The sequence below is a fragment of the Streptomyces pseudoechinosporeus genome (genome assembly GCF_054783935.1).
The window spans coordinates 24369-36196 of record NZ_BAAGPS010000052.1 but is presented as its reverse complement, the minus strand read 5'-3'; the positions used below and the strand labels follow the sequence as shown (position 1 = coordinate 36196).

The window sequence follows — 11828 nt, the reverse complement described above, 5'->3', positions numbered from 1 at the left end:
CACCGCGCCTCCACCGGTCGAACGGACGTCACCGCACATCCAACCGCCACGACCACCAACCCCGCGAACATACGCGGTCACAGCACTAGCCTAAATTCATTACGGCCAGCGGAACAGCTGTAATCACTCGGACACCGACTGCTACATCCCGCCCCCTCCCACCTCGAACCACAGCAACTTCCCGGCCCCGCACCCGAGCAGGCGGTCACCGAGAGGCCAGCCACCCCACAAACTCGCGTACTCCTGCACGAGGAGCAGCCCGCGCCCACTTTCCTCGTCCGCCGGGGCAGGCGGGACTCGGTCGCCGGGAGGCCTGTCGAAAGGCGCGGGGATGTGCGGGCTGCTGTCCCATACGCCGACCCGCAACCGCTCATCACCCAGCGCGGTCAGCCGCAGGGAAGCGGGGCCTTTGGTGTGCCGGTAGGCGTTGGTGACCAATTCGGAGGTCAACAGCTCGGTGATGTCGATGAGTTCGGGCAGACCGTGCCCATTCAGAGCGGCCCGCACGGTCATACGTGCGACGCGTGCAGCGCGGGGGTCATGGGGCAGGCGAAGGGCGTACGACCAGGTGCCGGGCGGGGCTACGGTGACCATGAGTGCCTCCGGGAGGAAGAGGAGGGGGACTTGAGCTCGCTCAACTGCGGCGCCGGGCGGTGTCATTGCCACGGGTGTGGTGCGCTTCCGGCTTACAGGCGGGGGCAGTTGGGCGGTACGTGACTACCGTAGAGCAGGTGGTTAGATGGATCTAACCTTTTGCGCAGGAAGCATCCAGGCTTCACTCGTGTGAGGGAGAAGGGACGCCGCGTCGCGGCCAGGAAGGAAACGCTTTGCCGCCCACCAGCAATCCGACCCTGCGACAACGGAGATTCGGCGCCGAGCTGCGCAAACTCCGTGAACGGGCCGGGCTCACAGCCACCGGCGCCGCCGAGCTGCTCGGCGTCAACCAGGCGCGCGTCAGCATGATCGAGACCGGCCGCACACCCATCAGCGCCGACCGGGTCCGCTCCATGGCCAACGTGTACGACTGCTCGGACGACCGGCTCATCGACGCCCTCGTCGCAATGACGGGTCGGCGGACTCGCGGGTGGTGGGAGGAGTACCGCGAGCACCTGCCCGCCGCACTGATCGACCTCGCCGAACTCGAGCACCACGCCACCGGGCTACGCGCGGCACTCATCGTCCATATCCCGGCCCTGCTGCAGACAACGGACCACGCCCGAACCCTCTTCCAGCAAGTGGCCCCACCCATGCGCCAGTACGAGATCGAGCACCGCCTCACGTTGCGCATCAAGCGGCAGGGCGTCCTGCACCGGCAGGCCCCGCCCCCGTACTCGGCGATCATCCACGAGACGGCACTCCGCATGGGTTTCGGCGGCCCTGCCGTCACACTCGGCCAGCTCAAGCACCTGATCGGCATGAGCGAGCTGCCCAATGTCACCGTCAGGGTGGTCCCCTTCGGAGCGGACCACTTCCCGACCACGGGCCAGTCATTCGACTACGTCGAGGGCCCCGTCCCGCAACTCGACACCGTCCAGCTGGACAACCACCACGGCGCCTGTGAATTCCTCGACGCGGAGGCACAGTTGAGTAAGTACCGTTCCGTGCTGGACCGCATGGAGTCGTGCGCCCTCAGCCCCGCCAAGTCACGCGACTTCATCCACCGCCTCATCCGGGACACGTGAGAGGGACCAACTGTGCACCTCATCGACTGGCAGAAGTCCACGTACAGCGGCGACGGCTCGAACTGCCTTTACATCGCCACTACTTCCTCCGGAACGATCTACCTCCGCGAAAGCGACGAACCCGAGGTCGTCCTCCTAACAACCCGCCCTCGCCTAGGTGCGCTGATACGAACTCTGAAGACCCAACCGTCGTCCCCACCCACCACCTGAACGATTGGAAGCTTTGGGACACCCAAACGCCGCTCCCCGAGTCCCAAACCTTCCAATCACCGATGGTCCCCGCTCGGCCAACCGCCCCTCTGAAGAGGACAGTTGGCCGCAGCATGGGTCCGTCACCGCGGTCAGCGATTGACGGCCTGGATCTCCTGCACGATCACGTCCTGCTCAGCACCGAACTCGCCGTCCGGGAGAGGCTGTTCCGCATCGACACCCGTGCCGACCCACGAGATCTTCCAAGTGACCGTGGCCGTGAGGGGGTACGAGCCGTCGCCCGAGGAACGCAGGTACTTCACACCACACGGCGGCGTCTCGTCAGCCTTGCCCTTGGCGTACGGTTCGCCAATCCTGCCGTTGTTGATCTCGCACTCGCCGGAGGCGGGGTAGGTCTCCGCATCCTCAGTACCCGGGTCGATCTTCAGCGAGACCGGCTCCGCGGTCGTGGTCGCCTCGATACCAAGCACCGGAACGGACGCGGTGACCGAGACGGGCTTGAAGTCGGCACCATCCAGCCACGCCCAGGTCGGCAGATTGACCTTGGTCGTGCCCTCGGGCGCCAGCGTCACCTCGGTGCCGGGCACCTGGATCTCGGCGTACGCGAGCTGGGCGAGGATCTCGGGAGTGACGGCGTTCTCGATGTTGGCCGGCGGAGGGTCGCCCTCGTCGACCCAGAAGGGCGGTTCGGTGCACGTATCCCAGCCGTCCGGGTAGTCCTCGTCGACGTACGAGTCCCAGAAATAGCCCTCGCCGGTCTTGTCCTTGTTGAAGTCCTTGTACGGCTCGCCGTTGACATAACGGTTGCGCTGTTCGCTGTCCCACTGGCCGCCGGTGGACCCGGCTTCCCAGACAGGTTCCATTGTCTTCTGGAGCTGCTCCGGCGTGTACTTCGGGGCGTACCAGCAGGGGGGCGGGGTCCACGACGTGGTGGAGGTGACGGCTCCGGCGGATTCACCGCTGCCGTTCTTCGACCGGTCGAAGACGACGCCGCCGACCGTCGCCGAGAGCGTACCGTCGTCACTGGCATTGCCTTTCGGGCCCGTAGTCAGGGTGTCATCCAGGTCGTCAGCATGCGCCGCACCTGGAAGCAAAAGGAGAGGCAGTAGCGTGCCGACGGCAACTAGTGCCGGGCCCATCTTCAACTTGCGCGTCACGGCTGACATTTGTCACTCCCCCGCTGAGACACGATATCCTGAATCACCCAGACGCCCTTGTCGTTCTTCTTGAGCGACGTGTGGTAGATGACGTAGCTCTTTGCAGTGACCTTGGTCTTCGCGACCTTGTTGGTCTTGAGGTACTTGGCGTACGCCTTGCCTTGGTCCTCGCAGTAGCTGAGGGAAGCCGTCCCGTCGTCGGCGACGTTCAGGACTGGTTCGTAATAACGGTATGTCCCAGTGGTCCGGGCTTTTTCGTCCACGTAGTTCTGGACGAACTTCTCTGTCGCGAAAGCCGCCTCTCCCTCGTAGTAGAAGAGATAGGCCTTGTCGAGCGGGTCCTGGTTGGCGATGGCCAGGTCCACCGCCTTGATGGACTGCTCGGCATCGGACAAGATCGCGTCCTTGTCCTTGTCGCCGGTCTTCGACCACTCGAAGGTGTACTTGAGGTCCGACGGCAGCTCGATCTTCGGCCGCTCGGCAGATTCCGTCGCGCTCTTGCTCGGCGACGGGGATGCCGGTTTCTCGCTACCGGTGTCAGCACCCGCGATCTTGTCGTTGTCCTTGGAACTGTCGCTGTCGCCGCCGCCACAGGCGGACAGCGTCAAAGCCGCAGCGGCGGTCAGCGTGATCGCTGCGAGCAAGGTGGGGCGGCGGTTCACTGACGACTCCCGGTGGGGCGAGGGTTGACATGAGCGGAGTAACGCTATCGATGCGGCGGTGGTGACACCAGAGCGAATTACGTCGAGGGCAGCTCGGCACGAGCCTCAAAGCGCCCATAAGCCCACCAAATGACAGCCATGAGGCTTCTGTTGAGCGATCCCGGGAAACGGCACCACCGCCGCCTTGGCCAGTGCAAACCATCGGATTGCGTCGTCCGCACCTGGCTCGATCTTCAACGAAGCGGACACAGCTCAGTAACAGACGGAGATCCGGTTAGCCTCAGGGCTGGCACTTCGCACTCCCCCTCTGAGACTGCATCCGCTCGGTAACCCAGACACCGCTCTTGTTCTTGCGCAGGACGCTGGCGTAGATCACGTAGCTGTTCTCGGTCACCGGCGTGACCTCGGCCTTACCAGTCTTCAAGTCCTTGTTGTACGCCTTGCTCTGGTCCTCGCAGTAGACAAGGGCTGCGGTGCCGTCATCCTTGATGGCCACAGTCTCGTTGTAGTACCGCGTGATCCCGGTAGTGCGCGCCTCGTGGTCAACGAACTCCTGGATGTACTGCTCGCTTCCGGCAGCGGCCGTCCCCTCGGAGTAGAAGATGTACGCCTTGTCGAGCGCGTCCTGCTTGGCAATGGCCATGTCCACTGCCTTGATGCGTTGTTCGGCATCGTTCAGGACGGCGTCCTTGTCCGCATCGCCTGTCTTCTTCCACTGGAAGTCGTACGTGACGTCCGACGGCAGCTCGATCTTCGGACGCTCGCCGGAATCCGTCGCGCTCTTACTCGGTGACGCCGAATTCGCGCTTCCGGTATCGGCTCCCGCGATCTTGTCGTTGTCCTTGGAACTGTCGCTGCCGCCGCCGCAGGCGGTCAGCGTCGCGGCCGCAGCGGCGGTCAGCGAGATCACTGCGAGCAGGGTGGGACGGCGGTTCACTGATAACTCCCGGTGGGGCGAGGGTTCATGTGAGCGGGGCAACGCTATCCGCATTTCTTGTCCCCCCGCTTCGAGATCAGGTTGGTGGTCTGCCAAACGCCCTGGCCGTTCTTCTCAAGACGCGTGTTGTACAGCACGTAGGGGCTTTCGCCCGAAGGCGTCTTGTCGACCTTGTTCGTCTTCCGGTCTTTGTTGAAACCCTTGCTCTCGTCCGAGCAATAGACGACGGACGCCGACTTTTCGCCGGACAGCGTGACTTGAGGGGCGTAGTAACGAGTCGTGCCCGTGAAGGAAAGGTTGGCGTCCACATACGCCTGAACCCACTCCACCGCACCGGTCAACGCCTTGTCCCGGTAGTAGAACGAGAGGCCCGGCGCGCCGGTATCGCCGCGCAGGATGGCATCGTTCGTCGCGTCGATGCGCCTGGCAGTGTCCGCCAGAACGGCGTCCTTGGTGTCGTCGCCGGTCTTCCAGTCCTCGTACTTGTCCGTGACGTCCGACGGCAGTTTGACCTGAGGGCGATCGAATGCATCGGTCGCGCTCCCGCTTGGCGACGGCGACTCCTCGCTGCCGGTGTCGGCACCCGCGATCTTGTCGTTGTCCTTCGAGCTGTCGCTGTCACCACTGCCACAGGCGGACAGCGTCAAGGCCGCAGCGGCGGTCAGCGTGATCGCTGCGAGCAGGGTAGGGCGGCAGGTCACTGGCAGCTCCCGGTGGGGCGAGGGTCCGTACGAGCGTGGCAACGCTACCGACATCGACCGCCGCATACGCTGGGCCCCCTCCCGTCACCCTCACCGAGGGTGACGGGAGGGGCGTCGGCCGCGCTGGTCACCGGTCACCGGATCCTCTTGGCCAGTTTCACCAGTGCCTCGTCCGCTGTATCCGCCAGCAGTGCCACGTCGTCCATTCCGACATAAATTGCACCGTTATCTGCCATCCCGAGAAGCTGGTTCTGAAGCGCCCGTCTTCACGCATAGGGATCTATCGAAAACTCCGGGTGATCACTCGGGAAGTCATCAGGGAAGAAACGAATACTAAGCGCTCCTGCCAGAAGACCCAGCACCACGCCCGTAGAAGTCTTGCCTGAGATCACAAAGTCGAGCTGACCGGCTTGAATGACAACTGTCGGCCAACTCTCGGCATCACAGATGGGAATCCACAGCAGCGAGTCGCCATTATCGGTAACTCCCCATTGAATGAGTTCTTCCGGGGCAGTACGGTGGTGGCTCAGGGCCTGACGCAGAGCAGGTACGTCCTTGCCGCGAAGGATCGACTGCATTACACGGGTGTTCGTATCGATATCAAGATTCGCATTTTCCGCGCCATTCGCGAAGATCCACAAAAATTCATCGAAACACCCGGTGCCGTACGCGGCGATCAGATCGTCATGATCGCCAGGAATGGTTTTCTCCGGTCGCTTACAGCGAGACGGATTGAGGTTTGGCGGAGGCGGACAGAACGCCGTGAGATTCAGTAGCTCATCCGCCATGGTTCACTCCGGCCATTGAGTTATTCGAAGCCCTCTGAGGTGGCGCATCGCCGATCGTCGACACCTCCTGCCAAGCAGCGCGCCGCCCGAACCGCCGACTATTTCATTGCACTGGCAGATCAGAGTCGCAAAAAAGACACACAAAATATGAGTCTTTCACAGTGTTCCAGTTGCGACAGGACGGGCAACGCCGAAAAACGATCCTGTGAGTATAGCCAGACCCATGGTCGATCCCCGCCCGGTCGAGACTTCTCTCGACTGCCACCCAAGACTCGACTGCGGGACAGTAGCCGGTCGACTGGTTACTGACAAATGTGGCCTCCCACCTCCCATCTTTCGCAGTCCGCGAGAAACCGATCTCCCCGGCGGCGAGGACGGGGCCGCCGTCAGCGCATGCCACATGCTCGGACCTGCGCGGAGCCAAGCGCAGGACGCCAGAGGGGTCCACGATAAACGTGAAGGGCTCGCTCAGTTCGTCACGATCACGAGAGGTGAGGAAACCTTCGAGGTCTTCTGCAGATTCAATTCTAAATCCCGTACCGTATCGAACGAGTTCCTTTATCTCCGCAGGGCCAACGTATTCATATTCGACGGGGTGGAAATCTTCTTTCAACAGTCCATCCGGAAGTCCTGGATCCGAGAAGGGGATCCGCAGTTCGAAGGCTGAGAAGCTGCCACTTCAAGGAGTGCCTTGGGCGTTCCAGGGCCCCATGTGTTCCAGCCCTCCTGGAAAAAATACTCGGTCAGCACCGGACCTCTCGGGCCTACTGACGCGTTGTCGTCAATGAAGCCAGCCAGCGTGCGAAGGAAATTCCTCACCTCACCTTCTTCGGGTGACGCATTTTCGCTGGACCAACAGCCCATCCACCCACCCCATTTGACGCGATTCGCATTTCTCACGCACACCCAAACCCTACCTACCCCCGAGGCCCCATCATTGAAGACGTCAGCAACCAAATCCCGCGCTTCATCCAACCAGACCTGTTTCACGCCGATCACCCCCGAATCGCAAACTCGATTAGGATATCCGGATCCATTTCTCCCGATTCGATCCGTCGAACTATTTCTGCAGTCCGGTGGTGGCCTCCCGTGATATGTATCTGCGATCCCGGAAAGTTCACTGAGTCACCTGGAGCCCAGTCGCGGTATCCGCTGATCGGGTCATCCCCCTGAGGGCCTCCGAATCGAAGCAAATCCTCATTGGGGAGATTTCTGACACCTCCATGTCCCGCCACCTCTCCTCCAAACATCTGTGCATCAGTCAGTGGATGACTGGCGATTCTATTGTCGACCAACTCTCCGGCTCTGACGTAGAACCTATCGTAGCGAGAATGAACTGGAAGGTCGGCAAGATGTTCATTGGGGTACGGAGAAAGGCCGAGCGGATCGGTTCGTGTGTGCGGGTTCGTTACGTAGGCGACGTGGTTGGGCGCTGGCGCAAGGCCGAGCGGGTCGGGGGTGACATAGCGGGCTGTTTCCGGGTCATAGTGACGGAAGTAGTTGTAGTGGAGGCCGGTTTCTGGGTCGAAGTACTGCCCGGGGAAGCGGAGAGGGGCGTAGGCGGCTGCTGTGGTGTTCCACGCGGTGGCACCCCACAGTGTGCTGCGGGAACGCCAGGCGACTTCGCCCTGTTCATCGACGAGTTCGCTGGGGGCACCAACGAGATCAGTGACGATGGCGAAGAAACGGGAGTCGATCTCTTCCTGGGGCGCTTCGGCCGCTGTGATGCGTTCCGTCTGGGCCATGGGGCGCAGGCCCTGGTGATCCCAGGTGAGGATGACGGGGCCCGGCAGGGATGGCGTGGTCGTCGTCTGCTCGCAGAGCGTCGCGCCATCCCAGGTGAAGTCGACCCGTTCGACGACTGTTTCGCCGTCGTCCGCCACACGGAGTTTCGCCGTACGGCGGCCCAGGGGGTCGTAGGTGTAGCACCAGCGGGTGCCGTCCGGAGTGATCACCGACGTAAGGCGGTCCTCGGCGTCCCACTCATAGCGCCAGGTGTCCGGTTTGCGGGACAGGCGAGTCTTCTGCCTCAGGACGATGCGGCCCAGCTCATCGTGCTCGTAGCGGACCTTGCCCGCTCGCATGATGCGGGTGCCCTCGTAGGTCCGCTCACCGACGGCCTCCTGACCGGGGTGGGATGTCGGCCAGGACGCAGAGGTCTGGTTGCCCGTCTCGTCGTATGCGTACGTCTCCGTCCAGTTCGCCGCGTGCACCGCCGTCACCCGGCCTACCGCGTCCAGGTCGAAGCGGCGTGACCCGGAGAGATGGTCGTCGATTCCGAGCAGGTTGCCGTCGGCGCGATAGGTATACGCGCGGTGCTGGACGGCCTGCCCACCAGAGGTCGTCGTCGCTTGGGCGGTGAGGCGACCCAGGGGATCGTATGTGTGCGTCAGAGCGAGTGTCTCGCCGATGGTGCGGGTCAGTTCACGACCGGCCCGGTCGTAGGTGAAGTCGATCGGCCGCCCCGACGAGACCATGCCCGTGCGGTTGCCCGCAGCGTCGTAGGTCCACGAGCTGCTCGCGCCGCTGGGCGTCATACGGCCCATGCGTCGGCTCAGCTCGTCGTATGTGTACGCCACCGTTCGGCCATTGACCGTCTCCGAGCGGAGTCGGCCGAAACGGTCCCAGTGGAAGGTGACCGTGGCGTCAGGGTTCGCGGCCTGGGTCAAGCGGTCGGCGAGGTCATACGCGTACGTCGTGACCTGGCCCGCCGCGTCCTTGCGCGTCACCTGGCCCAGCGCGTTGCGCTCGAACGTGACCATCTGGCCGAGGGCATTCGTGCGGGACGTGACTCGGCCCACCGGGTCGTGTCGGTATGTGAGCGTGCGGTCGTCGAAGTCGGTCTCTGACACAAGGTTGCCGGCTGCGTCGTATTCGTAAGTCCACGTCAGGCCCTGCGGATTGGTGACGTTGGTGAGGCGCAGTGCCGTGTCGTGGGCGAATTCGTACCGGACGCCGTCTGGACCTGTGCGGGCGGTCAGCAGGTCGAAATGTGTGTACTCGAACCGCGAGACCGCACCCATGGGGTTGATGTGGCTGGTGCAGTTGCCCTCGCCGTCGTACGTCCACGACTCGCTCGTGTCGTCGTGCGCCGTACGGCGGGCCAGATAGCCCTCAACTGTCCACTCCAGGCGGGTGACAGCGCCCGTCGGGTCTGTGATGCCGTTCGGTCGGCCGAAGACATCGCGCTCGTACCGTGTGACCGATCCCAGCGGGTCGGTGATCTCGACCGGCAGGCCGGAGCGGTCGCAATGGACTGTGGTGGCATGGCCAAGGGGATCTGTCACGGACGCGAGGCGGCCGGCCTCGTCGTAGGTGAAGTGTGTGGTGCCGCCTGTGGGATCAGTGACCGCAGTGCGGTTGCCTCGCTCGTCGTATGCCCGGCTGTGGGTTCTGCCGTCAGGGCCGACGATCGCGCTCGGAAGGCAGTGTTCGTTGTATTCCGCCCGAGTCTCGCGGCCGTCGGGGCGCGAGATCACGGTGGGCTGGCCGTTCGTGTTGTTCACGAAGCGTGTGCTGTGGCCGAGTGCATCCGTCTGCGACAGGACGTGGTGGTGCTCGTCGTACTCGGTCTTCGTCACCGCGCCGAGTGGGTCTATTTCGGCGATGACCTGGCTGTTGCCATTGACGACGAAGCGGGTGACGGCGCCTTCCGGGGTGGTGACGGTGGTGATGCCGCAGTCGGGCCAGGCGGGGTCGGTGCCGTCGTAGTCGAGGGTGATGGTGATGTGACCGGCCTCGCCGCCCTCGGCGATACAGCGGTCAAGGTCGTCGTAGGTGTAGGCGTAGCGCCCGTTGTTGGTGTCGGTCCAGGATGTGATGCGCAGGCGCTCGTCATAGGTGAACTTCAGTGGCAGGCCCGAGGAGTTGATCGTTTCGGTGAGGTTGCCGTCGGTGTATCCGTAGCGCTTGATCGTGACGTCGGAGCCGTCCTCGGCGGCGTCGGCCAAGCTCAGGGCGGTGACGCGGCCTTCGTCGGTGGTGAGCTTGAGGTGGTAACCACCGCTGTGGCGGAGAGCAAGCGGCGTGCCATGGTCGTCGTAGTCGAAGGCGATGGTGTTGTGGTTGCGGTCGACGATGCGCGTGATCGGGGCTATGCCGTCGGCGCGGAGGGCGAAGTGTCGTGCGTGGCCGGTCAGCGGGTCGTCGACGCGGTAGTCGCCGTTGTCCAGGCGGTACAGGGGCCAGCGGGGTCCGGCCTCGGGTAGGACCGCGGTCTCCGGACCAGTGGGGTGGGGATAGGCGAGCAGGAGGCCGTCCTCGGTGACGAAGACGATGCCGTCCGCGTCGATTTCCAGGCGCTGGTCGATGGTGGATGCCCAGGTCGGGCCGAACCACCAGCCGCAGCGGTAGTCGGAGGCCACGCGGCGGGTGAAGGCGAGCGGCAGAACGCCGAAAAGTTCCACATCGGTCTGCGGCAGATACATGGCGCCGGTGGCCATGTCGACAGGATCACTGCCCTTGGAGCGGACAACGCTCTTGAGGCGGTTGTACGCGCCCTTGGCGCCGTCAGCGATCGCGCCTTTGGCGCTCTTGCCGAGTCCGCGCACTGCGGCGGCCATGCCCTTGAGACCCATCGCGCCAGCAGACTTGAGGCCCTTGGCGAGGCCGCCGAGGGTGGTCAGGCCCTTCATGCCGGGGATGCAGTCCAGTGCCGCGAGCCCCACATCCCATAGCGAGGCTTGGCCCTTCGCGTATTTGTTGAGGGTGTCCGCCAGCACCACCAGGGCGGCGATCAGCACGATGGCGCCCAGGATCGGCCCGCCGATGATCATCGCGATGATGCCGACGACCGCGACGACGACCTTGCAGACCTCGACGATGGTGTCCCAGTTGTCGGAGACCCAGTCGCCGACCTCCTCGTACCAGGCGCGGTTCTGGATGCCCGCGTCCGAGGCCTCCTCCAGCTTGTTCTTCGCCTCCCGGGCGGCGTCCTCGCGCATCTGCCGCGCGTCCGCCGCCATCTTCTTCGCCGCATCCAGCGCGCTCTGCGCGGCCGTGACATCCGACTGGGCGGACGTCTGCGCGGACTTGGCGCTGGTCGCATCCCTCGTGGCGGCCCGCACCTTGGACTCATCCGGCTTCGGCACATCCTTGCCCGCCGACCCGGGATCGTCCTGGTACTTGTCGGCCTCCTTGGTCGCCCGGGTCACCCACGAATCGGCCGTCGACAGCCGCGACTTGGCCGACGCCAGATCCGCCTGCGCCTCCCGCCCCCTGACCAGCGCCCGGTCCGCCAGCGCCTGCGCCCGCTCCAGCTTCGGCCAGTACGCCGCCAAGGCGTCCCCGGCCAGGTCGTAGGACTTCTTCAGCTTCTTCAGGTTCTTCGGGACCCCGGAGAACTCCTCCCGGAACACCTCGGCCGTCTTGCCCACCATCGCCAGGACGGCACCCTCGTCCGCCATCCCCTTCACCAGCCGCAACGCGTCCTGCACATCATCGGCGAAGGCATACAGCTGCCGGGCCAGCGACCGCACCCGCTCCGGATCCCCCGGCGTCGGATCCCTCTCCAGGTCCAGCACATGCCAGTCCGTCGGCCGAAACCCCACCACGCCGCAACCCCCGTCACGTCCGCCCCAGCAACAACCGTACGCACAAGCGAAGCTATCGCACGACGCGGCGGCCAGGCGATGGCGTTCGCCGGCCCGAGATCCGCCTCACGCTCGGAAGCGGAGGGAGGAGCCTGAGGAG

General features: G+C 64.1%; 9 protein-coding genes. 2 read left to right on the top strand and 7 right to left on the bottom strand.

What is annotated here, in order from left to right:
- Positions 1-141: 141 nt before the first annotated feature.
- Complete coding sequence (locus tag ACYVO6_RS36300; protein ID WP_461068860.1) at positions 142-594, bottom strand: ATP-binding protein; 453 nt, start codon at positions 592-594, stop codon at positions 142-144.
- 233 nt (positions 595-827) lie between these two features.
- Here ACYVO6_RS36300 and ACYVO6_RS36295 point away from each other — a divergent pair, with 233 nt between their 5' ends.
- Positions 828-1682, top strand: coding sequence for a helix-turn-helix domain-containing protein (locus tag ACYVO6_RS36295; protein ID WP_461068858.1), 855 nt, complete (start codon positions 828-830; stop codon positions 1680-1682).
- A 12-nt stretch (positions 1683-1694) separates the two neighbouring features.
- Positions 1695-1892, top strand: coding sequence for a DUF397 domain-containing protein (locus tag ACYVO6_RS36290; protein WP_461068856.1), 198 nt, complete (start codon positions 1695-1697; stop codon positions 1890-1892).
- A 131-nt stretch (positions 1893-2023) separates the two neighbouring features.
- On the opposite strand, the gene ACYVO6_RS36285 is transcribed toward ACYVO6_RS36290, so the two are convergent.
- The 6 genes from ACYVO6_RS36285 to ACYVO6_RS36260 all read right to left on the bottom strand — a co-directional run bounded on the left by ACYVO6_RS36285 (position 2024) and on the right by ACYVO6_RS36260 (position 11689).
- The gene (locus tag ACYVO6_RS36285) at positions 2024-3058 is read right to left on the bottom strand and encodes a hypothetical protein (protein ID WP_461068854.1); all 1035 of its coding nucleotides are present in this window, start codon (positions 3056-3058) and stop codon (positions 2024-2026) included.
- On the bottom strand, positions 3046-3711 hold the full coding sequence (locus ACYVO6_RS36280; RefSeq protein ID WP_461068852.1) for a hypothetical protein: 666 nt from the start codon (positions 3709-3711) through the stop codon (positions 3046-3048). The genes ACYVO6_RS36285 and ACYVO6_RS36280 overlap by 13 nt, the downstream gene beginning before the upstream one ends.
- Before the next feature lie 280 nt (positions 3712-3991).
- Positions 3992-4621 carry a hypothetical protein gene (locus tag ACYVO6_RS36275; protein ID WP_461068850.1) on the bottom strand — a complete coding sequence of 210 codons (630 nt, stop codon included), beginning with the start codon at positions 4619-4621 and terminating at the stop codon, positions 3992-3994.
- 71 nt (positions 4622-4692) lie between these two features.
- Positions 4693-5349: a hypothetical protein gene (locus tag ACYVO6_RS36270; protein ID WP_461068847.1), complete on the bottom strand. Its 657-nt coding sequence runs from the start codon at positions 5347-5349 to the stop codon at positions 4693-4695.
- Between the two features lie 266 nt (positions 5350-5615).
- Positions 5616-6137, bottom strand: a complete 522-nt coding sequence (locus ACYVO6_RS36265) for a hypothetical protein (RefSeq protein ID WP_461068845.1) — start codon at positions 6135-6137, stop codon at positions 5616-5618.
- A 995-nt stretch (positions 6138-7132) separates the two neighbouring features.
- Positions 7133-11689, bottom strand: coding sequence for an RHS repeat-associated core domain-containing protein (locus ACYVO6_RS36260; RefSeq protein ID WP_461068843.1), 4557 nt, complete (start codon positions 11687-11689; stop codon positions 7133-7135).
- Positions 11690-11828: the final 139 nt, after the last annotated feature.